This window comes from Paenibacillus violae (assembly GCF_032461945.1).
Lineage (GTDB): Bacteria > Bacillota > Bacilli > Paenibacillales > NBRC-103111 > Paenibacillus_E > Paenibacillus_E violae.
Genome location: NZ_JAWCUD010000007.1, coordinates 140492 through 165215, shown reverse-complemented (window position 1 = coordinate 165215; position 24724 = coordinate 140492). Strand labels below are relative to the sequence as shown.

General features: G+C 47.0%; 25 protein-coding genes. 17 read left to right on the top strand and 8 right to left on the bottom strand.

All coding sequences use genetic code 11. The features are described from left to right. On the bottom strand, positions 1-214 hold a 214-nt coding region (locus RQP52_RS20415; RefSeq protein ID WP_315953577.1), incomplete at its 3' end, for a hypothetical protein. A 670-nt stretch (positions 215-884) separates the two neighbouring features. Then, complete coding sequence (locus tag RQP52_RS20410) at positions 885-1154, bottom strand: hypothetical protein (RefSeq protein ID WP_315953576.1); 270 nt, start codon at positions 1152-1154, stop codon at positions 885-887. Between the two features lie 68 nt (positions 1155-1222). On the opposite strand from RQP52_RS20410, the gene RQP52_RS20405 reads away from it, so the two are divergent. Then, a complete protein-coding gene (locus RQP52_RS20405; protein ID WP_315953575.1) occupies positions 1223-2542 on the top strand; it encodes a replication-associated recombination protein A in 1320 nt (439 codons plus the stop codon). Here the strand turns inward: RQP52_RS20405 and RQP52_RS20400 are convergent. The 3 genes from RQP52_RS20400 to mnmA form a co-directional block, all read right to left on the bottom strand. Beyond that, the gene (locus tag RQP52_RS20400; RefSeq protein ID WP_315953574.1) at positions 2537-2911 is read right to left on the bottom strand and encodes a DUF3889 domain-containing protein; all 375 of its coding nucleotides are present in this window, start codon (positions 2909-2911) and stop codon (positions 2537-2539) included. The two genes, RQP52_RS20405 and RQP52_RS20400, sit on opposite strands and share 6 nt — an antisense overlap. Before the next feature lie 143 nt (positions 2912-3054). Then, positions 3055-3738: an AlkZ-related protein gene (locus RQP52_RS20395; protein ID WP_315953736.1), complete on the bottom strand. Its 684-nt coding sequence runs from the start codon at positions 3736-3738 to the stop codon at positions 3055-3057. A 51-nt stretch (positions 3739-3789) separates the two neighbouring features. Beyond that, positions 3790-4878: a tRNA 2-thiouridine(34) synthase MnmA gene (mnmA, locus tag RQP52_RS20390; RefSeq protein WP_315953573.1), complete on the bottom strand. Its 1089-nt coding sequence runs from the start codon at positions 4876-4878 to the stop codon at positions 3790-3792. 321 nt (positions 4879-5199) lie between these two features. Between mnmA and cymR the strand changes: the two genes are divergently transcribed. From cymR to RQP52_RS20365, 5 genes are all read left to right on the top strand, one after another. After that, positions 5200-5619: a cysteine metabolism transcriptional regulator CymR gene (cymR, locus tag RQP52_RS20385; protein WP_127455352.1), complete on the top strand. Its 420-nt coding sequence runs from the start codon at positions 5200-5202 to the stop codon at positions 5617-5619. 9 nt (positions 5620-5628) lie between these two features. Continuing rightward, positions 5629-6777: a cysteine desulfurase family protein gene (locus RQP52_RS20380; RefSeq protein WP_315953572.1), complete on the top strand. Its 1149-nt coding sequence runs from the start codon at positions 5629-5631 to the stop codon at positions 6775-6777. A 28-nt stretch (positions 6778-6805) separates the two neighbouring features. Next, positions 6806-7327, top strand: coding sequence for a PRC-barrel domain-containing protein (locus RQP52_RS20375; RefSeq protein WP_157319179.1), 522 nt, complete (start codon positions 6806-6808; stop codon positions 7325-7327). A 10-nt stretch (positions 7328-7337) separates the two neighbouring features. Further along, positions 7338-7538, top strand: a complete 201-nt coding sequence (locus RQP52_RS20370; RefSeq protein ID WP_079419326.1) for a hypothetical protein — start codon at positions 7338-7340, stop codon at positions 7536-7538. 148 nt (positions 7539-7686) lie between these two features. Continuing rightward, the gene (locus RQP52_RS20365; RefSeq protein WP_315953571.1) at positions 7687-8757 is read left to right on the top strand and encodes an AI-2E family transporter; all 1071 of its coding nucleotides are present in this window, start codon (positions 7687-7689) and stop codon (positions 8755-8757) included. 252 nt (positions 8758-9009) lie between these two features. On the opposite strand, the gene RQP52_RS20360 is transcribed toward RQP52_RS20365, so the two are convergent. Next, entirely contained in the window at positions 9010-9234 is a 225-nt protein-coding gene (locus RQP52_RS20360; RefSeq protein WP_157319322.1) for a DUF3951 domain-containing protein, read from the bottom strand. 461 nt (positions 9235-9695) lie between these two features. Here RQP52_RS20360 and alaS point away from each other — a divergent pair, with 461 nt between their 5' ends. The 10 genes from alaS to RQP52_RS20310 all read left to right on the top strand — a co-directional run bounded on the left by alaS (position 9696) and on the right by RQP52_RS20310 (position 21565). Then, entirely contained in the window at positions 9696-12323 is a 2628-nt protein-coding gene (gene alaS, locus RQP52_RS20355) for an alanine--tRNA ligase (RefSeq protein ID WP_315953570.1), read from the top strand. A gap of 112 nt (positions 12324-12435) precedes the next feature. After that, positions 12436-12696: an IreB family regulatory phosphoprotein gene (locus tag RQP52_RS20350; protein WP_028555746.1), complete on the top strand. Its 261-nt coding sequence runs from the start codon at positions 12436-12438 to the stop codon at positions 12694-12696. 17 nt (positions 12697-12713) lie between these two features. Then, positions 12714-13130: a Holliday junction resolvase RuvX gene (gene ruvX, locus RQP52_RS20345; RefSeq protein WP_127455357.1), complete on the top strand. Its 417-nt coding sequence runs from the start codon at positions 12714-12716 to the stop codon at positions 13128-13130. Positions 13131-13136: 6 nt separating this feature from the next. After that, the gene (locus RQP52_RS20340; RefSeq protein ID WP_056610485.1) at positions 13137-13445 is read left to right on the top strand and encodes a DUF1292 domain-containing protein; all 309 of its coding nucleotides are present in this window, start codon (positions 13137-13139) and stop codon (positions 13443-13445) included. Continuing rightward, a complete protein-coding gene (locus RQP52_RS20335; RefSeq protein ID WP_127455358.1) occupies positions 13442-13738 on the top strand; it encodes a DUF1292 domain-containing protein in 297 nt (98 codons plus the stop codon). Before RQP52_RS20340 ends, RQP52_RS20335 begins: the two co-directional genes overlap by 4 nt. Before the next feature lie 115 nt (positions 13739-13853). Further along, complete coding sequence (mltG, locus tag RQP52_RS20330; RefSeq protein ID WP_315953735.1) at positions 13854-14954, top strand: endolytic transglycosylase MltG; 1101 nt, start codon at positions 13854-13856, stop codon at positions 14952-14954. A 38-nt stretch (positions 14955-14992) separates the two neighbouring features. Next, positions 14993-15922 carry a peptidase U32 family protein gene (locus RQP52_RS20325; protein WP_315953569.1) on the top strand — a complete coding sequence of 310 codons (930 nt, stop codon included), beginning with the start codon at positions 14993-14995 and terminating at the stop codon, positions 15920-15922. Positions 15923-15948: 26 nt separating this feature from the next. Beyond that, on the top strand, positions 15949-17232 hold the full coding sequence (locus RQP52_RS20320; protein ID WP_315953568.1) for a peptidase U32 family protein: 1284 nt from the start codon (positions 15949-15951) through the stop codon (positions 17230-17232). A gap of 187 nt (positions 17233-17419) precedes the next feature. Then, a complete protein-coding gene (locus RQP52_RS20315) occupies positions 17420-19597 on the top strand; it encodes a methyl-accepting chemotaxis protein (RefSeq protein ID WP_315953567.1) in 2178 nt (725 codons plus the stop codon). 150 nt (positions 19598-19747) lie between these two features. After that, positions 19748-21565, top strand: coding sequence for a peptidoglycan D,D-transpeptidase FtsI family protein (locus tag RQP52_RS20310; protein WP_315953566.1), 1818 nt, complete (start codon positions 19748-19750; stop codon positions 21563-21565). On the opposite strand, the gene RQP52_RS20305 is transcribed toward RQP52_RS20310, so the two are convergent. Further along, positions 21548-22819 (bottom strand): ATP-binding protein, encoded by a 1272-nt coding sequence (locus RQP52_RS20305; protein WP_315953565.1) that lies wholly within the window; start codon positions 22817-22819, stop codon positions 21548-21550. The two genes, RQP52_RS20310 and RQP52_RS20305, sit on opposite strands and share 18 nt — an antisense overlap. A gap of 191 nt (positions 22820-23010) precedes the next feature. Here RQP52_RS20305 and RQP52_RS20300 point away from each other — a divergent pair, with 191 nt between their 5' ends. Beyond that, positions 23011-23835 carry a lipoate--protein ligase family protein gene (locus RQP52_RS20300; RefSeq protein ID WP_315953564.1) on the top strand — a complete coding sequence of 275 codons (825 nt, stop codon included), beginning with the start codon at positions 23011-23013 and terminating at the stop codon, positions 23833-23835. Positions 23836-23896: 61 nt separating this feature from the next. Here RQP52_RS20300 and RQP52_RS20295 read toward each other — a convergent pair whose 3' ends face one another. Then, positions 23897-24628, bottom strand: a complete 732-nt coding sequence (locus RQP52_RS20295) for an alpha/beta hydrolase (protein ID WP_315953563.1) — start codon at positions 24626-24628, stop codon at positions 23897-23899. Positions 24629-24724: the final 96 nt, after the last annotated feature.

The following is a 24724-nucleotide window of genomic DNA, read 5'->3' as shown; positions in this document are numbered from 1 at the left end:
GGCCAAGTGCAAGCCCAAGCCCAAGCCCAACCGCACCCCCAACCCCAACCCCAACCCCAACCCCAACCCCAACCCCAACCCCAACCCCAACCCCAACCCCAACCCCAACCCCAACCCCAACCCCAACCCCAACCCCAACCCCAACCCCAACAACTCCAAGGCGTTTAGCGACTCGTGAGTCCGTTAGAAGTAAAATTTGTCCCAAAAGCAGCAAATAGAGTTACCTCAGTCCGTTAGGCTACAGAAATTCTCAAACAAGCAGTAACTTAGCAGTCGTGGTAACATGCACACTCCAATAGAAGCCAACTACTTAAAGTGCCATGAATCCCATCAAGAGCAGCACATCAGTCAGCCCTCCCTAGCGCCAACTCACGGCAGCCTCGGAACCCAAATGCATCAGGACCCTGCTCGAACCACACCCAACTGCAACCTCAACAGCAACCGCACCCCCTCGACCTCCACCTCCCGTATCCCTTTACGGACCCAGGAGCCGTTATTCTGCCAAATGAGCTAGATTTGAAGAGCTATCGGACTGAGGAGGCGTTATCTAATGGTTTTGTTGCTGTATCAGGCAAATCCAAGGCGTTTAGCGACTCGTGAGTCCGTTAGATGCAAAATTTGTCCCAAAAGCAGCAAATAGAGTTACCTCAGTCCGTTAGGCTACAGAAATTCTCAAACAAGCAGTAACTTGGCTGTCGTGGTAACATGAACACTCCAATTAAAAGCTAACTAGTTAAAGTGCCATGAATCCCATCAAGAGCAGCACATCAGCCAGCCCTCCCTAGCGCCCACTCACAGCAGCTTCGAGACCCAAATGCGTCAGAACCCTGCTCGAACCGCAACCGCAACCTCAACCAAACAGACTGCAACTCGACCTGATTGCCCTAACAATGAGCCTTACCCAACTCATCCGTGCCAGTCCCTAATTGATGTATTCTGTACATCAAATAGATGCCATCCAGCCCTAAACCGCTCAGATCCTGCAAAAGATGCAGCAAATTCCGACAGGTTCCCCAATTTCTAACCAATTTGCAGTTATTAACTGTAGGAAATACAGTAACTCGTTTTGAAACACCCGTTTCGCACCAAACTTCCTGTACATAATACAGCTTCTCATCGCGAGCTTGCCAAGCATTCATCCCCATACAAGACATGACAGTCTACCCCATGAGGCGTATAATGGAAACAGTCTATTTAAACCCATAGCAAAGGAATAACCAACATGGACTTGTTTACATATGCCTCATCGCAAGAACCGACTGGCAAGCTGCTCGCCGACCGTATGCGACCTACAACGCTGGACGAGTACATCGGTCAAGAGCAAATTGTCGGCAAAGGCAAGCTGCTGCGCAGAGCCATTGAAGCCGATCAGGTGAGCTCCATCCTGCTCTATGGTCCGCCGGGCACAGGGAAGACCACTCTCGCCAATATCATCGCGAACCGGACCAAGGGAGAGTTCATGAAGCTGAACGCTGTCGATGCATCGGTCAAAGATGTGCGAGAGATCATCGAGCTCGCCAAGACTAATAAAGCGATGTACGGCCGCAAGACGATTTTGTTCTTGGACGAGGTGCACCGCTTCAACACCTCGCGCCAGGATGCGCTGCTGCCTGCCGTAGAGCAGGGCATCCTCATCTTCATCGGGGCGACCACAGAGAACCCGTTTCACCATGTGAACGGGGCTCTGCTGTCGCGCTCGACGCTGTTTCAGCTCGAGCCCCTCACGGCGGAGCATGCGCTCATCGCCATGCGAAGAGCCATCGCCGATCCCGACAAGGGGCTCGGCTTCATGAGCCTCCACGTGGACGAGGAGGCGCTGGAGCATATTGCGCAGATGGCCGTTGGCGACATCCGCCGCTCTTTGAACGCGCTGGAGCTGGCAGCGCTCACGACTTCGCCCGAACCGGATGGTACGGTTCGGATCACGCTGGAGGTGGCGGAAGAGTCGATCCGCCGCCCCATCGTGAAAGCGGACGAGTCGACGCAGTATGACGTCTTGTCCGCCTTTCACAAGAGCGTACGCGGCTCCAGTGACGCCGCGCTGTTCTGGTTCTTGTATGCCGTCGAGAAGCTCGGCATGGACCCTATGACGTTCCTGCGGCGGCTTATCGTCGCCAGCAGCGAAGACATCGGCCTGGCGAACCCGCAGGCTATGGTGCAGTCTGTGACGGCCATGGACGCGTACCACAAGATAGGCTGGCCGGAATCGAAGTACGTCATTTCCCAGGCAATTTTATTCGCGGTTGAGAGTCCCAAATCGAATTCCATCCCGATAGCTATCTCACGTGCGGAGCAGATGATGGAGCGCGTTAAATCTGCGGACGTGCCGCTTCATTTGCGCGATACGCACTACAAAGGAGCGGAGAAGCTCGGCCACAAAGGATATATGTATCCGCATGATTATCCAGGGCATTATGTGCAGCAGCAGTATTTACCGGATGATATTAAACATGAAATCATTTTTGCGGCCAGCGAGCAGGGAACGGAAGATAAGATGCGGCAGAATCAGCACAAAAGAAGAGGGAGACCTGCAGATCTATAAGATCTGTAAGTTCCCTCTTCTTTCCTGTTCCATTTGAATGGTAAAAAGTTTTTCCGACACAGGGTCATACCGAATAGATACAATTAGCGGGAATTCAACGCCTTGATGTCGAACCCAGAAGCGAAATTGCTGCTGATCCACCCCTGGCGCTACACGGGAATGGCCCAAATACTTATAATCTAGTAAGGTGTATACCTTACCGGCTTCATGAAAAGCGACTCGGCTCCATTTGGCATAGAGGCGTTCAGGGTCTTGAGATTGAGCTGGCTGTCGGGCTATAGCTTCCAGGATGTCTGCTTCCATGCTCGCTTGTGCTGTGCCGCACCAGCTTAGTCCAAGCAGGAGAAGCACGGCTGAGATTTTACTCATTCGCTCACACCTTTCGCCTATAGGGTTCGCGTAGGCGCGAGGCGGCATACTTGCAGGCGCTGAGGTAAATTAGGGCACTTTTTGCAGATTGAGGAGATAAAAAAAGAACCTCCTAAGAGAAAGAGGTCCTTGTCTTTTTTTTCTTATAACTTAAAAATCTTCCCAAGGTATTGAACAGCCTTGGAGCTATAACGCTCCTGAATATAGGCTCTAAACTGATTTTTCGCTTCAGGAGTGGGCGAAGCATTCACCGCTAGGCCATGAAGCTCCATCCAATGCAGGGCTGTCATGTAGCAGGTGCTATTCCAGCCGTTTTTTGTCCCATTGGCATTCAAACGCTCGCTGATGCCTGCAATTACAAGATCCGTTTTGCTCTGCAATTCAATGAGCGCACGGTCGAATTCATTTTTGGACTCTTTGGCTTTCATTCCGGTAACAGCTCGAAGCGCTTTGACATCAATGCCTTCGTTCGCTTCAACTGCTTGAAACAGCTCGACGGCTGATTTGGGAAGCAGTCCGTCTTCATAGCGTTCTTCCACGGAGTAGGGGTCTTCCAATAAATTTTTTACCAAAGGGAAGAGATCCGCTGAAATTAATAAAGGCTTCTTAGCGAAAAAACGCCCATAGGCAGCAAGTCCGTCACCTGGCAGACGATCCCGCCAAAGCCATGGATCCGTCTCCAAGCCGGTATGCCATTGTTCTTGCGTTGTCATGGATTCAAGCGAAGGATGATCCGGTATGAAAGAAGAGAGAGGTAGAATGCCGACTTCTTTCACGATTTTTGTCACATCTTCGTACGTAGCAGCCTTCAAGTCCGCCTCATTCATTTTAATCAAACTGATCATCCTTCTTTCTCAAACCATCTATTTTGTCTCGTATTATTTATGAACTTTATCAATCACACCGCCGCCTAAGCAAACCTCACCGTCATAGAAAACAACGGATTGACCTGGTGTTACTGCTTTCTGCGGAGCATCAAATACGACTTGGACCGTTCCATCCTCCATGAAGGTTAGGACTACGCCTTGGTCAGGCTGACGGTAACGGAATTTGGCTGTGCAGGCAAATGGGCCTTGAGGTTTCTTCGGAGAGATCCAGTTTACATCTGTCGCTGTCAGCCCCTTGGAGTAAAGTCCAGGATACTGCTCGCCTTGAACGACTAGAAGTTCGTTGGTTTCCAAATTTTTATCCACGACGAACCAAGGTTCGCCTGAGCCTGAACCACCAATGCCAAGACCTTGTCTTTGACCTAGTGTGTAGTACATCAGCCCGTCATGGCGGCCTTTTACCTCACCGTTGCGGATATCAACCATATTGCCGGGTTTAGCGGGCAAGTACTGGCTGAGGAACTCTTTGAAATCGCGCTCTCCGATGAAGCAGATCCCCGTGCTGTCTTTTTTCTTTGCAGTTGCAAGGCCGGCTGCCTCGGCAATTTTACGAACTTCCGGCTTCGGCAGGTGACCAATCGGGAACATGGCTTTGGACAGCTGCTGCTGCGTAAGCACGTTGAGGAAGTAGGTTTGATCCTTGCCCGGGTCATTGCCCCGCAGGAGCACGTACTCGCCGTCTTGCTCTTTCACTTGAGCGTAGTGGCCGGTTGCGATATAGTCGCCGCCTAAATCCATGACTTTCTGGAGCAACTCACCGAACTTGATTTCTCTGTTGCACATCACATCCGGATTCGGCGTGCGACCTTTGGTGTACTCGTCCAAGAAATAAGCGAACACCTTATCGTAGTACTGTTTTTCAAAATTAACTGTATAAAAAGGGATTCCGAGCTGGTCGCATACTCTTCGGACATCCTCTGCATCTTCTTCGGCTGTGCAATGGCCAAACTCATCAGTATCGTCCCAATTTTTCATGAAAATGCCGATAACTTCATATCCTTGCTCTTTCAAGAGCAGTGCGGCAACAGAAGAATCGACCCCCCCGGACATACCCAGAATGACTCGTGTTTTTTTATTCATGGCTTGTGTTCCTCTTTTCCATCCTGTGAGACTTAGTCGTTAATCTTTGAAACTCTTCCTATTATACATCTCTCTAGTTAAAAATTAAAATATTTCATGAGAATGTCATTGTTTTTCCCCCACAGAACAAGGAATTATGATAACATAGATACGATATACGGATGTTTAGGAATGTTTTTGTTAAAAATGGAAACGCTGTTTACCTAGATAGGGACGAGCATACTGTCTGAACGTGGACAAAGCAGTAGGTAAACAACTCACAATTTCTCGTAATATCAATTAGCCCCCTTGATGGCATAAATGTTGAATGAGGTGTAGATTTTGAAAATTTCCACAAAAGGCCGCTATGGTTTAACGATCATGATGGAGTTGGCCAATCGTGTTGGTGAAGGTCCGACTTCCCTCAAAAGTATTGCCGAAAAGCATCAGCTATCCGAGCATTATCTCGAGCAGCTAGTTGCTCCTTTGCGTAACGCGGGATTGGTTAAAAGCATTCGTGGAGCGTACGGTGGATATATTCTCTCCAAGCCTGCTGATCAAGTGACAGCGGGTGAAGTGATTCGCGTGTTGGAAGGACCGATTAGTCCTGTCGACTTTACGGAGGAAGATGACCCGGCTAAACGCGATTTATGGATCCGTATCCGCGACAGCATCGCGGAAGTGCTTGATTCTACAACGCTTGCGAACCTGATTTCCTTTGAAGATGCAGGCCAGCACGACAATTACATGTTTTATATCTAAAGGTGATTTATGAATCCAATTTATCTTGATCACGCGGCGACCACGCCGGTGCATCCCGACGTTATGGAAGCTATGCTTCCTTTTTATACAGCTTATTTTGGCAATCCTTCCAGCACGCATAGCTTCGGCAGAGCGACGAGAACTGCACTTAACCGCTTTCGCGACGCGATGGCGAAGTCACTTTGCTGTCTGCCTAGTGAACTCATCTTTACGAGCGGCGGGACTGAAAGCAATAATATGGCGATCTTTGGGATCATCCATGCGAACAATAATGGCAAGAAACATATCATTACGACAGAGATTGAGCACCATGCTGTCCTGCATCCCTGTGAACGGCTGGAGAACCTCGGTTATGAGGTCACTTACCTTCCAGTAGGTCCGACTGGTCTTATTCAAGTCGAAGATGTGGAGTCGGCTATTCGTCCCGATACGGCTCTCATCTCCATCATGTATGTGAATAATGAAGTAGGCACGATTCAACCGATTGCAGAAGTTGGCCGGTTAGCACGAAGTCGGAATATTCCTTTTCATGTTGATGCCGTTCAAGCCTTAGGTAAATTGCCGCTGAATCTTCATGAACTGCCGGTTGATTTGCTTAGCTTGTCTGCCCATAAAATATATGGTCCTAATGGTGTGGGTGCATTGTATGTGTCCAAGAACACGAAGCTGGTTCCTCATGTATATGGCGGTGCACAAGAAAGAAAGCGCCGCGCGGGAACGGAGAATGTAGCTGCGATAGCAGGGTTTGCCAAGGCAATGGAGATGATTCTCCCTATGACTGATTCCCTTTACGAGCAAGCTGCAGAGCTTAGACAGTGTATGATTACTAGCTTGGAGCAGCAAATAGGCCGTGATCAATTTACGATAAATGGACATGCCGAACAACAAGTTCCGCATATTTTAAACATCAGCTTTCCTGGCGTATCCACAGAGACGCTGCTTATGAATCTTGACCTGGAAGATGTGGCTGCAGCGAGCGGTTCTGCGTGCACCTCCGGTTCACTTGAAGTGTCTCACGTTTTACAAGCAATGAAACTCCCAGAAAATGTTACAGCCTCTGCCGTTCGATTTAGCTTTGGAATGGGGAATTCTAAAGATCAAATTGAAACAGCTGCCCAGAAAATTGCAACCATTATCAAACGGCTGCGTAATAATTAGTACCGGGTGGTTCTAGGAGGAAAGCACCTTGCGCAGAGCGCATGATTTGATCGGACTTCCCGTTCTGACGGTAGACTCCGGTAAACAATTAGGCCAAGTGAAAGATTTGATGATTGACCCTGAATGGAACATACGAGGCATTATTCTAGAAGCAAAGATGTGGTTTTCCTCCTTACGGTACGTACCGTGGGATGGAGTTGTCGCTGCAGGCGAAGATGCCGTTACCATACCGAACGAAAATGTCATAGTCGAGTTTGAGCAGGCAGTTGAATGCCATGCTTTTCTGGAAGGAAGCCACCCGATTAAAGGTCTTCCAGTCGTTACTGTCGGCGGAGACAAATTAGGCGTGGTAGAAGATGTTTATTTAACCCAAGATTGGGGTAAACAAATAGTAGGTTATGAATTGTCCGAAGGGTTTATTTCTGATTTAAAGGAAGGGCGTAAATGGCTTCCCATGCCGGATTCGGCAACCAAAGGTGAAGATGCCATAATAGTGCCTGTACATTGCTCTCAGGAAGTAGAAGAACTCTTCGTATCCAAAGAAGAATAGGGTGAGCAAGATGCGTTGTCCAAACTGTAATTCCAAAGATATTGGAAAGATCGGTTCCCACCAATTTTATTGCTGGGGTTGCTTTATCGAACTCAGCGTCAACGGAGAGAAAATGTCCGTGTATCAAGTAGAGGAAGACGGAACGCTAAGTTCTCTGGATGATTTGTTTTTTGAAGAAGAAATGCCATTGATCCAAGAACACGCAAATTAACCATAATAGCAAACAGGAGACGTTACTAATGGGCACAACCGTGCTTGTGAAGTAGCGTCTCTTTGTTTTCGTCTACAAGGTTAATTTGACCAGCATGTACATATACTGTATGAGCGTAGACATATTTAGAATCACTGAGGTGAACGTGATGGAACGTTTTTGGAGAAATCGATGGTTTGTAGGGCTGGTGTATTTGCTTTTGGCACTGGCATGTATCTATATGCTGCTGCTGATCAAACCTATTTTACTAAGCTTATTCACTTTTTTAAAAGCGATATTAGCGCCATTTTTCATTGCTGTGATTATTTCCTACATCTTGAACCCGGTAGTGAATATGCTGAACCAGCGCAAAGTGCCGAGAACGATTGCCGTGCTGTTGATTTATTGTGTTTTTATTTCCTCACTCACTGTCATAATCATGAATATGACCCCCGTATTTATGACCCAAATCGCGGAGCTGAACGAACACATGCCGCAGATGGAAATTCGCGCGCAATCGATCGTGGACGGCTTTAACCAGAATAGACTGCTGCCGGACAGTGTGCGAGACGGTTTTAACCACTCATTAACGAAGTTGGAAAATAGCATCTCCATGGCGATATCGAACTACATGAATCAGATTGGAAGCACGATCTCCATGCTGTTTATCGCTTTTATCGTGCCGTTCGTTGCCTTTTATATTATGAAAGACTTTCAAATCATCGAGAAGACGGCGCTTGCTATCGTACCGAAGGAGCACCGGAAGAAAACAGTTAAGCTTCTCATCGATATCGATACTGCGCTTGGGAATTATATTCGCGGCCAGTTGTTGGTTTGCGTCATTATTGGGGGGCTTGCCTATTTGGGGTATTGGCTTATTGATATGCCGTATGCGCTTTTACTCGCCAGTGTTGTGGCGGTTTTCAATATTATTCCGTACCTTGGGCCGTTTTTTGGAGCCGCACCGGCGATCATTATGGCTTCAACGATTTCGCTCAAAATGGTGCTGTTCGTCGCGATTGTGAATTTAGCCGTGCAAATTCTTGAGGGGAATGTCATTTCACCGCAAGTGGTAGGCAAAAAGCTGCATATGCATCCGCTCGTCATTATCTTTGCCTTATTGGTCGGCGGGGAAGTAGCGGGTATAGTCGGATTAATACTAGCAGTACCCTTCTTCGCCGTTATGAAGGTGATTATTCAGCACGTTTTCTTGCATTATGTTCATAAACCCACGACTTAGTTGGATCTAAGGATAGGTTAGGTTGCATAAAAAGACGTACAAATAGACGCACAAAACCCCCGTGCATCATGACTTGCGGGATCATGGTACACAGGGGTTTTGCACGAGGGTTGAGGATATTAAAGGGTGTGGCATACGTAAACCATCGAATGGGCTACGGAATGAATTAAACGTTGATTCTATGTTGCTTTATCCGATAATGAAAATCATTATCAATGATCTTAGTATATCGCCATTGAGAACGATTGTCAACTATGATTTTAATCCTTTATCTTTATCGTCTCCTTGATCGGTATTTTCTTCCTTTTCCTCTTTTTGCTCTTGAAATTCAACGCGGGTTTGACCTGTTATATAATCGAAAGGATTATATCGGCTATCCGGAATCTCTTTCTTAATGAGCGTTTTAGCCATAATATAGATCACGAGTACAAAAACAGGTGTAATTAGCCCTAGCAGCGTAAGTGTCGAGAAATCCATTAGCATCACTTCCTCTCGAGTTTGTCGGAACGATATTTTAATGTACTTACGATGCCCACTCCAAACTGGTTCCATGAACAGGGATGAATATTGACACGGTTCAGGCATAAAGTTATAATTTGCCTTATCTAGATCTACTGCAAAAGCGTTGATGAAATTGAAGTAAGTCATAGTCCACTGTCAGAGATGAGGTTCCGGTGAGCAGCTTATGCGCGAATCCGGCTGGAAGAACCTCTCGGTGCTAGGATGGCTGAACGCTAATTTCGGAGTGTGGATGAACTCCACCGGATGGACCCGTTACAGATCCGCACAAGGAGATTGCTAGGTTTCCTCTGCCGCAGGCTTGGGTGGAAGGGAACGCAATAACCAGGGTGGTACCGCGATGATTCGTCCCTGTATGTTACAGGGGCGTTTTTTGTTTGTTTTCAAACATTATAGGTAAATATGGAGGCTTGAGTGAGATGAAGGCAAGTGAAATTCGTTCCAAATGGTTGCAGTTCTTCGCAAGTAAAGGGCATAAAGTAGAGCCCAGCTCTTCGCTTGTTCCGCATAATGATCCGTCGCTGCTCTGGATTAACGCCGGTATTGCGCCGTTAAAGCCATATTTGGATGGACGGGAAATTCCGGAAAATCCGCGTATTACGAATGCTCAGAAATGTATTCGTACGAACGATATTGAGAATGTCGGGAAAACGCGCCGTCACCATACATTTTTCGAAATGTTAGGGAACTTCTCTATCGGTGACTACTTTAAGAAAGAAGTCATTCCATGGGCTTGGGAGTTTTTGACGGATCCGCAATGGATCGGTTTTGATCCGAACCGTATTTCCGTCACGGTGCACGAAGATGATGAAGAAGCTTTTGAGATTTGGCACAAACAAATCGGTATCCCGGAAGAGCGTATCTACAAGCTAAAAGAAGATAATTTCTGGGACATCGGCGAAGGTCCATGTGGTCCTTGTACGGAAATTTTCTATGACCGTGGCGACAAATACGGCGATTTATCCGATCCGGAGTGCTGGCCTGGGGGAGAAAACGAACGTTTCTTGGAAGTATGGAACCTTGTATTTACACAGTTCAACCATAATAAGGACGGCAGCTACACACCGCTTCCTAACAAAAATATTGATACAGGTGCAGGACTGGAGCGCTTCGCTTCGATTCTGCAAGACGTAGATTCCAACTTTGACACGGATCTGTTCAAGCCGATTATCGATAAAACCTGTGAGCTTACAGGTGTGATGTATCATGTGAACGATGATCACGATGTGGCGCTGAAAGTAATCGCCGATCACATTCGTACGGTTGCCTTCTCCGTAGGCGATGGCGTACTTCCTTCGAATGAAGGACGCGGTTATGTTATCCGCCGTTTGCTGCGTCGTGCTGTGCGTTACGGGAAAGTGCTTGGGCAAGATAAACCGTTCCTGTACAAATTGGTTGCTACCGTGGGTGAGATCATGGGCGTTTACTACACAGAGGTTGTAGACAAACGTGAATTTATCGAGAAGGTTATTCGTACCGAAGAAGAACGTTTCCACGAAACGTTAAGCGATGGTTTGGTTATCCTAGCGGAGATGGTCGAAAAGACGCGTCAAGCCGGTACGAATCAAATCAGCGGACCGGATGCTTTTAAATTATATGATACGTATGGTTTCCCGTTCGATCTGACGGAGGATTTTGCTTCGGAAAAAGGTTTGACGGTTGACCGTGAAGGGTTCGACGCTTCGATGCAAGAACAGCGTGACCGTGCAAGAGCTGCTAGTCAAAAAGAAGGCGGAATGAAGGTACAAGGCGGCCCGCTGTCGGAATTGACGGTTAAAAGCGAATTTGTTGGTTATAATGAATTGGTAGTTACTGCTAATATTGAAGCTATTGTTCATGAAAATGAGCTTGTCGACATCGTTGGCGTAGGCGAGACTTGCCAGGTTATTCTGGACCGCACACCGTTCTATGCGGAAAGCGGCGGCCAGGTGAGCGACTTCGGAACAATTCGCAACAGCCAAGTTACCTTGAAGGTTGAAGATGTGATTAAAGCACCTCATGGGCAGCATGTTCATAAAGTCGTAGTGGAGTCTGGCGTACTGCGTAAAGGCGACACGGTAGAGGCTATCGTAGCATCTGCTGAGCGCGGGGATATCATCAAGAATCATACGGCTACGCATTTACTGCATAAAGCGTTGAAAGAAGTTCTGGGCTCGCATGTTAACCAAGCAGGCTCTTTGGTAGAACCGGATCGTTTGCGTTTTGACTTCTCGCATTTCGGCAGCATTAGCAGCGAAGAATTGCAAGATGTTGAGCAGCGCGTAAACCGTCAAATTTGGAATAACATTAATGTCGAAATTTCATTGAAACCAATTGCTGATGCGAAAGCGATGGGAGCTATGGCACTATTCGGCGAGAAGTATGGCGATATCGTGCGCGTCGTGCAAGTCGGCGATTACAGCTTAGAGCTGTGCGGCGGCTGTCACGTTCAGAACACGGGTCAAATCGGTCTATTCAAAATCGTGAGCGAATCCGGTATCGGATCCGGTGTACGTCGAATCGAGGCTGTTTCTGGCCGCAGCGCGTATGAATACCTTGACGGGCAGCTGCAATTGCTCAAAGAAGCAGCAGGCATGCTCAAATCGAACGTTCAGGACGTTCCGAAACGTGTAGAAGCAGCGCTGCAGCAAGTGAAAGAACTGGCACGTGAGAACGAGTCGCTGCGCGGCAAACTTGGCCGCATTGAAGCGGGATCTTTAACGGATCAAGTGAAGCAAGCTGCCGGTGTTTCGGTGCTAGCTGCCCAAGTGAACGCAGCGGATATGGACTCTCTTCGCAACATTGTCGATGAAATGAAGGCAAAATTGGGATCTGCTGTTATCGTTCTAGGCGCTGTGGCTGACGATAAAGTCAATTTGGTTGCAGCTGTTACACCGGATCTTGTTGCAAAAGGTTTCCATGCCGGTAAAATTATTAAAGAAGTAGCTGCAGCAGTTGGCGGAAGCGGTGGAGGTCGACCGGATATGGCCCAAGCAGGCGGTAAAGACGCTTCCAAATTACAGGCTGCGCTTTCCGGTGTTGAGGGACTTCTGTCGCAATTTGCATAATTATTTTTTTGGGGGACAGGAATTTTTAAACCCATAGAGAATATAAACCAGTATACACGAACAGTTTTCAAATTTTTACAAATGGTTTCACAAGGAAAGTGAGGTGCTCCTGATGAGTTCCATGGATAAAACGATGAAGTTCAACGTGAAAGCAGAAGAAATAGAGACATCGCCCAAAGATGTGTTATTAGCGGTGTACGATGCTCTTCAGGAAAAAGGGTATAATCCGATCAACCAGATTGTCGGGTACTTGCTTTCCGGAGATCCTGCTTATATTCCACGGCATAATAATGCGCGCAGCCTCATTCGTAAACGGGAACGCGATGAACTGATTGAAGAGTTGGTTCGCGCTTATCTGGGTCAACACAAATAGAAGGAAATGAGAACCGCATGAGATGGATAGGCTTGGATTACGGGGATAAAACGATCGGTGTAGCGATGAGCGATGAGCTGGGATGGACGGCACAAGCGCTGGAAGTCATACATCGTCGTAAGCCAGGAGAAGACATTGACCGGCTGGTTGCGATTGTTGAGCAGTACGGTGTCACACAAATTGTCGTTGGCTTACCCAAAAATATGAACAACACGATTGGTCCTCGTGGCGAATTGGCCATCGAGTTTTCGAAAGAGCTAGAACAAAAACTAAGTGTACCCGTACACTTGTGGGATGAGCGTCTAACGACCGTTGCAGCGACTCGCACACTGCTTGAAGCAGATGTGAGCCGGAAGAAGCGGAAGCAGGTCATTGATAAAATGGCCGCGCAGATCATCCTGCAAGGGTATATGGATGCCAATATGAAGAGGTGAATGAACATGTCCAAAGAAGAATTGCGTGAAGAGGAACCAGAAATCATTTACATCCCGGACGATGAAGGCAACGAAGAAGAGTTCGAGGTTATCATGAAATTCGAAGTGGACGGTTCTGACAAGAAATACATGATGGTGGTGCCTACGGACGGAGGAGACGAAGAATCCGACGAAGTGTATGCCTTTCGTTATGAAGAAGATGATGACGGCGAAGATTTGAAACTGTTCACCATCGACGATGAAGAAGAGTGGAATATCGTGGAAGAAACGTTCAACACATTAATGGCAGAATTCGATGAGGAAGAAGAAGCATGAGTACGACGCTTTCTGACGTATTGCGCAAAGCTTACGGGGATGATATTATTTTGTTTGATGAGCAAAATGAATCAACGGTTTATCATCTTCTTAAAGAATTCGTTTATGACAATAGAACGTATGCGGTTTTGCAATCCGATGAACTCAAGAAAGAAGACGAGGTTGCGGTTTTCCGGGTGACGCAGAATGCGGACGGCGAATACGAGCTGGAAACCATCGAAGATGACGACGAATACGAAACTGTTTCGGAGCTCTACGACGAGATGGTATTTCCAGATCAGGATGACTTGTAAGAAGTAAACAACCGAGCGGAGCGCATCCGCTCGTTTTTGTTTGCTTGGAGAGCTTGCGATAGCAGAGTTTTGTTTTTGCTGCTGCAAAACGTTTAGGAGGATCATCGTGAACAACATGCTTGATCAAGAGAGCGCAGGGAAGACGACGAAAACAAAGAAGTTGAAGCTAACTCTTCTTATAGTGGGTACGTTTCTACTCATTATTATCGGGACAGCAAGCGGTATAGGATTATATATTGCGAATGGCCTGCAGCCGGTTGAAGCCTCTGAGCAAGAAGTGAGGGTGTCCATTCCCCCAGGCGCCGGATCTGTACAAATCGCGAAAGAGCTTGAAACGAAGGGACTTATTAAGAATTCATCCATTTTTACGTATTATCTAAAAGTTAAGAAGCAGGGCTCCAGGTTTCAAGCCGGCGAATATGACATGAAGCCCGGCTTAACCTTCGATGAGATGATTGAAAAACTTAATAAAGGGGAAACGGTAAAGGAAGAGGTTATTCGTATAACGATTCCTGAAGGGTACACCGTTGATCAAATTGCTTCTAAATTAAGTGAACAGACGCCGTGGAACAAAGATGTGTTTCTGAAGCTGGCAGATGCGCCTGCAGGCTTGACGGAAGAGACCGCTGCGAGCGGCATTCCGGATAACAAGAACTTGAAACACCGGCTTGAAGGGTACTTGTTCCCGGAAACGTATGAATTTAAGAAGGGTTCAACGGAGCAGGAGTTCATTGAGCGTACGCTGCAGCAATTGGACAAGAAGCTTGCAACGCTGCCGCCAGACTGGAAAGATAAGCTCAAAGAGCGTGGACTTAGCGTGCATCAGATGCTAACGATCGCCTCTTTAATTGAACGAGAGGTTGTCCAGGACGACGAAAGGGCACTTGTTTCCGGCGTTATTCAAAACAGGTTGAAACAGAATATGCCCCTGCAAATTGATGCAACGGTGCAATATTTATTTGATAAGTCCAAGGAACGGTTGTTGGAAAAGGATTTGCAAATACAAAGCCCTTATAATACGTATTTGAACACAGGGCTGCCTCCGGGGCCAATAGCCAGTCCGAGCCTTGCCTCGATGAAAGCAGCGATTTATCCGCAAGAAACGAAGTACTTGTTTTATGTAACGAAGAAGGATGGCACGAAGGGGCATTTGTTCGCAGAGACCTATGAAGAACACAAGAAAAATATTGCGGAAAGTAAAAAGGCCGCGAATTAATACCACGTTAGGAAGCTGACAGAAGGTAGGGTAAGCAAGTGAAAAAACCAGAGTTAGTAATAAGCTGCGGTAGTAGCGCTGAATTGAAAACAATGATTGAAGCCGGCGCGGACAGTGTCATAATTGGAGAAGAGCGTTACGCTATGCGTCTGCCTGGAAACGTGAAGCTAGAGGAGATTGGAGAATCGGTAGCTTGGGCGCATGAGAAACAGGCAAAGGTGTATGTGTCGGTGAACAAAATTTTTGACAACAACTCCTTGGAGGGCCTGTCAGACTATTTAAGCAAGCTTCAGGCGTATAATGTGGATGGCGTTATTTTCGGTGATCCCGCAGTCCTTATGGCTGCGCGCACGTTACCAAAGCCGCTAGCGCTGCACTGGAATGCAGAGATGACTTCTACCAATTTCGCGACTGCGAATTATTGGGGCAGACAGGGGGCAACCCGGGTTGTTCTGGCCAGAGAACTGAACATGGAACAGGTATTGGCTTTTAAAGAGAATACGGAGTTAGCGGTTGAAGTTCAAGTGCATGGCATCACGAATATTTATCACTCAAAGCGAGAGCTAGTGAAAAATTATATCGAACACCAAGGGAAAGATGCATCAACGGAGGATCGTTCCATTGAACGCGGACTGTTCCTTATCGAACATGAGCGCCGTGATCAGCGTTACCCGGTGTATGAGGATAGTAACGGTACGCACATCATGAGTTCTGAGGATTTTTGCATGCTGGAGAACTTGCCTGAGCTTATGGACGGCGGGATCGATAGCTTCAAAATCGAAGGTCTCCTGAAATCGACCGCGTATAACGAAACAGTTGTTCGCAGCTATCGTGCTGTCATTGACGCTTATGCCGCAAACCCGGAAGAATTTGAGTTCCAGCAAGAATGGCTGGATGCGATAACAGAATTGCAGGACCCTGAACGCGAATTGTCGTACGGGTTTTTCTATAAAGAACAGGTATATTGATAGATGGAAGAAGGTGCGTTTTCAAGATGACGACAGCATTAGAAGCAAGAGCGAGAGGGAAGCGTGTTAGACTGCATAAACCGGAATTACTTGCCCCTGCGGGCAATTTGGAAAAATTGAAATTTGCTATCCATTACGGAGCTGACGCGGTATATATCGGCGGCCAGAAGTATGGTCTTCGTTCCAGCGCAGACAACTTTTCGCTTGAAGAAATGCGTGAAGCGGTTGAGTTTGCGAACGGCTACGGAGCAAAAGTGTTCGTAGCAACGAACATTTATGCACATAACGAGGATATTGAAGGGCTGGATGAGTACCTACGAGGACTTCAAGAGGTTGGTATCTCTGCCATCATCGCAGCGGACCCGTTGATTATGGAAACATGCCGAAGAGTCGCGCCTAAACTGGAAGTTCATGTGAGCACACAGCAGTCGGTGATGAACTGGCAAACCGTGAAGTTCTGGAAAGATCAAGGCATTGAGCGCGTCGTTTTGGCCCGCGAAGTCAGCATGGAAGAAATTGACCAAATTAAAGCGCATGTCGATGTAGAGATTGAAGCTTTCATTCATGGGGCAATGTGCAGTTCCTACTCCGGCAGATGCGTGCTTTCCAATCACTTTACGGATCGTGACTCCAACCGCGGAGGCTGCTCGCAATCATGCCGCTGGAAATATGACCTGTTTGCCAAAGATCAGCCGGAATCAGCGCCGCTGGCGACGGATTTGCCGTTGTTTGGCGAGGAAGATGTTGCTTTTACGATGGGATCGAAGGATCTCAGCATGATCGAACATATTGCCGATATGATTGAATCCGGTGTAGACAGCTTCAAAATTGAAGGAAGAATGAAGAGCATCCATTACGTAGCGACGGTTGTTAATGCATATCGACAAGCCATTGATGCTTATTTTGAGGATCCGGAACACTTTAAACTCAATCCTGTTTGGCAGGATGAGATCTATAAAGCGGCGAACCGGCCTTTGAACGAGGGCTTCTTCTACGATACGCCGGGCCCTGAAGATCATATTTTCGAACCGGAGGATAAAGTGGTCGGGTTTGATTTTGTCGGTCTGGTGCTGTCTTATGATGAGGCAACGGGTACCGCGCTGATTCAACAAAGAAATCATTTCAAGCCGGGGCAGGAAATTGAATTCTTCGGACCAGAGGGAACGCATTTTAAACAAAAGGTTGGCGTCATCTGGAATGAAGAGGGGCAGGAGCTGGATGCAGCAAGGCATCCGCTTCAAGTTATTAAACTAAAAACAGAATTTCCTGTAAGAAAATGGGATATGATGCGTAAGAAAACAGGAAAATAGTACCATGGAAGCTTTCTCCAGACTGGGTTATATTGGAGAAAGTTTCTTTTTTTTATTTTCTTTTAGAGCGAATATTAAAGGAAATTGTTAAATGTTGTCGAATTGAATAAAAAACATTAATTGTAACCCTTTTCATTTTAGGACGAAAGTACGGGGACAATGAACAGAAACTAATGGCGGTGAAAAGATGAAGAAGAGACTCCAAAGTATTCTCGCATTTGTAAACAAAGCTTTCGTGCAAACATTCCAAAATGTGCCATGGGGTCGTGTGGCGGGAGCGGCAGGTAAGACATCTAAGCAAATGGGCACAGTCGCTTTCAAAGAAATGAGGCAGGTTAAGCTGGAAAATCCGGTGAAGTCCGTAGGCATGAAGCTGTTTTTAATGTTTTTTATCAGCATTTTGTTCTTCGTTCTCATTGTGGGTATGATTTCTTACAGCGTGTCCAAAAATGTCATTAAGAACAAAGTGGCAGAATCCTCCTTGCAAACTGTCACACAAGCAGGTCAGAAGCTGGATTTCCTTTATCAGACGTTCGAAGACACATCATTACAAATTATGCTGAACAAAGAGCTGCAGGACCTTCTTGAGAAAGTTCCTACGTTAGATCCTACTTCGTACGAATCACTGGAGGTTGTTCGCCAATTAACGGATAAATTAAATGTGGTGACCTTCGCTAACAAGTCTATTAAAACGCTTCATCTTTATCGACCAGACGGCAAGCTTATTGTCATTACGGGTTCTGGCGGAAGCACGCTAAGCGAAAATTCAGGATCAACGGATTGGTTTAAGAAAATTGTGGACAATGGGGGAAAAGTAGCGTGGTTGGATAGTAAAGTTAAAGGATACTCCAGCTCTTCCACGAACACATTTGCCATTGGCCGTCTTATGAGAAATACGCTAACGAACAGCACGACTGCCGTGTTAATGTTAGAACTTAGCACGGATCTCTTGAATAAAGAAATTACGGGCATGTCTCTCGGAGATGACAGCAAGGTTGTCATAACGAATGCAGACAATAAGAACGTTGCAACTGCAGATGTTACCGAGCTCGAAAAAGATGCTGCAATTCAATTAACGAAAGAGCAAAGAGATGAAGAACATGGCTCTTTTGTAACAAAAGATGATCATTTGGTAGCTTATTACAAATCATCTATATCCGGCTGGAATCTAGTAGGGGATATCCCAGTTAGCTCGCTTGTGAAGGACGCTAAAAAGATTTTCAACTACACGCTTTTAATCGCTTTATTTGCGGCTATTGCGGCAGTGTTAATCGGATTATTCGTTGCCAGAATGATTGGACGACCGCTGATCAATCTTCGCAACTTGATGCAGCAAGGCGCTAAAGGGAAGTTAACCGTGCGTGCCAACTATACAACGCAAGATGAGATTGGGCAGTTGGGCGCAAGCTTCGATGTGATGATGCAGCAGATTACAACATTGGTTCAGCAAACCAGCACCTCTGCACAAGCGGTTTTTGAAACGGCGCAAGAGTTAACGAATTCCTCCAAGGTAACGGCTACTGCGGCTAGAGAAATTGCTGTAGCTACGGATGAAATCTCTAACGGTGCCGGAGGTTTGGCGACAGAGTCCGAAAGAGGCAATGAGCTGACGCATCATATCGGTATCCAGATGAAACAGGTTATCGAAGCAAACCTGGAGATGGGGACAGCTGCAGCGGATGTGCAGAGCTCCAGTGAGCAAGGAACGAAATACATGTCCGAGCTCATTTCGAAGACGAACTTGACGGAAGAAATGATCCGTTCCATGGTCGATAAAGTCGACAACTTGAAAGATAGCACACGTTCGATTCGTAAAATCCTGGACGTTTTGAATAATATGACGAAGCAAACGAATATCTTGTCCTTGAATGCGACAATTGAAGCTGCACGTGCCGGAGCTGCGGGCAAAGGCTTCATGGTTGTTGCGGATGAGATTCGGAAGCTGGCAGATCAATCCCGTCAATCCATTGATGTCGTAGGTCAAATTACCGAAACGATTCAGAAAGAAATCGATGAAACGGTGAAGGTGCTTTCAACAGCAACGCCGATCTTCAAAGAACAGATTCTAGCGGTGAAAGAAGCCGATATTATTTTCAAACAAGTAACGAACCACATGGGCGGCTTCATTGAGCAGCTCAGCACCGTCAGCGATTCGATCTCAACCTTGGAACAATCGCAAGTCGTTCTTTCGGACGCCATGACGAATGTAAGTGCTGTAGCGGAGGAATCACTTGCTACTTCGGAGGAAGTTGCTTCCTTGAGCTCCGAGCAGCTTAGCATCAGCGATGGCTTAGTGAAGCTGTCGGACAAGTTGGATCTGCTTTCCAAATCGCTTACCGACACCTTATCCAAATTCGAAGTCTAGTTGTATACAATTCGAAGTCCACTCTCTGTTTAAGAGGGTGGGCTTTTTTTTGTTTCCGAATAAGCGTATCGACGGTTTGTCTACGTGCAGGAGTGACGATACTGATAACATCTAAGATTAGGATGAATGACATCGTTAGGAGTTAGGTGTATGAGGGTCAAACAGTTATCTTCACTTGAAAAACGCCGTATTTTTCTTGTTCTTCTTACCATCGTACTCCTATTTATTGGCATAGTAGGTAAGCTGTTCTGGATACAAATTGCAGCAACAGAAAATTACAGTTCACACGGAGTTAATTTGCTTAAAAACTCAGTCGTTCAAAGACAACGTGCGCTAGTGCTGGAGAGCGGCCGAGGCGAAATATTGGATCGGAACTTGCAGCCGATGACAGGAAAGATTGTGAAATCCCTCGTTGTGTTTCCCATCAATAACGATCTTCAAGCAAGTCCGCAGCAGGTGAATCAGCTTGTCCGGATTTTGCGGACGAATGCGGAGTCTTGGCGTGTATTCACCAAAGATCTGAAAGAGCCGCAAGTGTGGAGTCAAGCCAGTGGTGGCAAACCTGTCGCGTTAACGGATGGACAGGAAGAGCAGATAGAAGCACTGAACTTGCCGAATGTAAAGGTAGTGCAGATGGAAGACCGTTATCCGAGCGGGATGACTGCGCGGCAGTTGATCGGCTTCATTGGACAAAATCCGGATCGCGTGATGAACCTGTACGGCGCGGATCTGGAAAAAGGCAAGGTCGCGCTAACAACGAAGATTGGCGGGGCGGGCCTTGAGAAGACCTTCGATCTCTGGCTTCGGGGCATTGGAGAGACATCGATCTCTTATTTTATGGATGCCGGCAAAAGGCCGTTAACCGGACTGGATGCGCGTATGATTGCGCCGAATAATGCCTTTTATCCCGTTAAGTTAGTTACGACACTTGATGTAAGCGTACAGAGGCAAATTGAAGCGCTAATGGATAAATTGAAAATACGGGATGGTGCTGCCGTCGTTCAGGAAGTCGCACAAGGCGATATCGTCGCCATGGCGAGCAGGCCCAACTATGATCCCACATCCGTGGATCTTGCAAGTAAAAGCTGGAGCAACTATGCGCTTAAAGCAACAGCTCCCGGATCTATTTTTAAAACCGTTGTGGCGGCCGCTGCGCTGGATTTAGGTGTGGTTAATCCCAAAGAGACATTCACTTGTGAAGGAGCTCTTGGCAAGTACGGTTTTACCTGCTGGAGGAAAGAGGGACATGGCCCCTTAACCTTGGAAAAAGGGTTCGCACAGTCTTGCAACATCGTGTTTGCCAAAGTCATGCAGCGCTTAACGGCTGGCCAACTGGAAAGCTTCGCGCATAAGCTTGGCGTGCTGGATGAAGTGGGTTGGTCAGGGAAGACGGACACGAAGATCCTCCTCCATCAATTAGATAGCGAAGAGACTGGACAGCTCTTTGGCGCCCATACGCCGCACGATGATGAAGGTGTTCTTATGCAGACAGCCATCGGACAAAGAGACGTCATGATGACCCCTTTGCAGGCGTCTAATATGATTGTTACTTTACTTCATAATGGAAAAGGCTACTCGCCGAGAGTGGTCCAAGAAATCCGCTACCAGACCGATCGCGTGATGGAGAAGTTTGAACCGCAAACGCGAAAGGATGCAGAGGGATATGTATCCGCTTCGACAAGCCGTACGCTGTTGAGCTGGATGAGAGAAGTCGTGACCGATGGGACTGGCCAAGGGCTGAAGGATGCAAAGTGGCAGCTCGCAGGGAAATCCGGTACCGCTCAAACGATGGTCGGCAAGCAGGAAAAGGTGAATCAGTGGTTTATCGGATATGGCCCGGTGGCTACTCCCAAGTATGCGGTATCCGTTGTTATCAAAAATACGGATCCAACGGAAAGCAACAAGGCCATACCTTTGTTCAAAGGGATCATGGATATTCTTGCGAGCCAATCAAACGGCCGGCAGTGATATCGTAAAACAGGTACCTTGGTTGGGCTCGCTCGTAACTTCAATGAGTCCTCCTAAGGTGCGGATGATGCGATAGGAGACCATCATGCTGAGTCCAGTGCTTTTGTTTTTGGTGGAATAAAAAGGGGTTCCAAGGCGGTTGATCTGTTCAGCGGTCATACCGATGCCTGTATCTTTAATTTGTAGAATAATGTGGGGGCCTCGTTTGAAGCCTATGATTTGCAGTGCGCCCCCGTCCGTCATAGCCTCAATGCCGTTTTTGGTGAGGTTGAGCAGGCATTGCATGATTTTTTCTTCATTTGCTTGAATGACCAACGGGGATTTCATGTCGATTTGAACATCAACCCCGCGCAGTGCGGCATATGGAAGTATCAGATTGTTTAGCTTGAATGACAAGTCAGATAAGTTAAGTGGTTCAAGCTTCTCAGCCTCAGGTTTGGCAAAAGACAAATAGTCGGTAATAATGCTTTGGGCGCGGTCAATTTCTTCGATGACCATAGAAGTGTATATATGTTTCTTCTCTTCCGTGACCTGCGATTGACTGAGGATTTGCATGAATCCTCTGGCTACCGTCATGGGGTTGCGAATTTCATGGGCGACTGAAGCGGCCAATTCACTGAGGACATTGAGTTTCTCAGAGCGCTGAATTTCTTGGCGCAATGTGATATTTTCGCGGATTCGGGCAATTAAGTACGTTAGGAGCCACATCGTAAATAAGTGAACGAGACAATACACGATACCATATAGCAAAAAAGTACGATCTACTGTGGCAAAAGAACTGACTCTATACAGCAGGGTGATACAGAAAGTTGCTAGAGCACTGATGAAAGCAAGCAGGGTGGGAAACATCACTTTGGGGGTTAGGTGCTTCCAATTGCTCAGCGCAATGAAAGCCACGATGAAGGGGATGAGAAGAGCTAGTAAGGTGACGATCCACACGAAATTCGGGCCGTTCATGATGTACACATAGGCGAGTATGAATCCGGAAACCGCTAGTCCTGAGCGTATGCCGCCATATAAGAAAGCGATGAGTACGGGAATAATATGGAGATCGAAATGATTGCCTATGGGTTTAAAGAAAGGATGGGTCACGCAAAAAATGGCGGCTAGTGTGCAGATAAATAGAAGAAATACCTGACGATATTTATCATAACTGTCTAGAGAGCCGGGTTTTTCGAGCCAAAAGATGTGAGTTAAAACAATGGGGACGGTTAAAACAAGGATATTCAGGAGTAAATCGTCAAAAATGTTCAAAGATCTCGCCTACTTAACAAAAATTTGATGTTCCACTTTTTATTCGACACAAAACTTGGAATTCCTTCGAAATGTATCCTAAATTTTGATGTTTTTTGGCGAAAAGAAGCGATTTTTACGTTGCGGCTAACGCTAGATTCGCTTACAATTCGGAGGATGAACATAAATAGCAGGCTCAGGAGATTATGTAAATGACGAATACACCCCTTTCTTCTTCAATGGTGATCCTTGACCGAACACAGGAAACGGCCTCAAGATCGATTTTATATGCTTTTGCGCTGGAAGAACTTCTTTGCCGGTCCATTGGGAAAATGGCGCCTCCGATCCTCCATATTTGGCGGCACCCGCGAGCTTTTGTCATGGGACTTAGAGATAGCCGACTCCCGGAAGCGGCACTTGCTAACCAATGGTTGCTCGACCAAGGGTACGATACGGCTGTTAGAAATTCAGGAGGCGCAGCGGTTCCGCTGGATCTGAGCGTTGTGAATGTCTCTTTACTGCTGCCGAAAGAAGCCGGGGATATGGAGCATCGCAAAGATTTTGAAGCCATGGTGGCCCTGATCCGTGAGGTGATGAGCAAACTTACTTATCATATCGATCAAGGTGAGGTAATGGGGTCTTTCTGCCCGGGAGAGTTCGACCTAAGTGTAGGCGGCCGTAAGTTCTGCGGGATCGCACAGCGCAGGCAGCAGCTGGCTTTATCGGTCCAAGCTTTTATTATTGTCGAAGGTGAAGGCGAGGCGAAAGCAGCGCTGGCTAGAGGCTTCTACGAGCGCGCGGCGCAATCGGCAGACCCAAGCGAGTATCCTGCTGTGGCACCGGGGAGCATGGCGAGTTTGGCGGAATGCTTGAACATTCCTTTAACAGCTGAGCAATTTATTTCGAACTTAGTTGAAATTATGATGGCTAGAGGGCTGCAAGTGAAAAGTCCTGAAACAATCCCGGGATATCCGACGGACCGGCAAATCGGCGACATGGTGGAGCTGATGAAGGAGCGATACGCGATCAAGAAATAAAAAAACGGTCTGACTTCGTCAATTGACGGAAGCGGGACCGTTTTTTTTATATGTGATAGTTTTACCCAAGAAAATAATGCAGCGCCGCGCTCAGTTCCCCTTGCCAGAATCCCCACAAATGTTTGCCAGGTTTCTCGATATAATGAAGCACAGCATTTTTTCTTTCGAGATCTTCCTTGGCCAAACGATTTTCTCTGACGAAATCAAAGGTTCCTCGCTCCGTTTTGACATCCGTTTCATCCAAGCCAATCAACATGTACATTTCAAGCCAAGATAAATCGTCGACCGCTTTAAGGCGTTCGCGGGTAATGTCGAAAAATGCGCCAGATAAGGATATAACGCGGCAAAAAAGGCTAGGATAATCTAAGGCGAGATGCAAGGAAACGGTCCCACCGAGAGAATCACCTGCGACTATGCGTTCACTGCGCTCCGTCCTTACAGGATAGCGGCTTTCCACATAAGGGAGCAGCTCCTCTGCGAAAAAGCGGCAGTAAGCGTCATGACGCTCGCCTTCCGGCGCATATTCGGACGTGCGGTTAGCCGCGTTCACATCCACACCTACCACAATAGCTGGCTCCAGGTCTTCATCTAATATGCAACGGGTAATGGTTGTGGCGATGCGTCCGAAATTGAAGAATTGCTCGCCATCTTGGCAATAAATAACCGGATAGGAGAGCAGCTCGTTGTAACCGGGAGGCAAATAAACGCGAAGTTGGCGTGTTTCTTGGAGCAGGACAGAGGTGAGTTCATCTTTCACAATCGTTCTTTGGTAGTAGCGAGCGTCATCAGACATCGAGTAATCTCCTTTATATCCTAGTGGGGAAAAATGGTATGTGAAGCGTAAGTTGGAAATGGTTTGGGTAAGGTGTATTATAGCAGTTGTAAATTT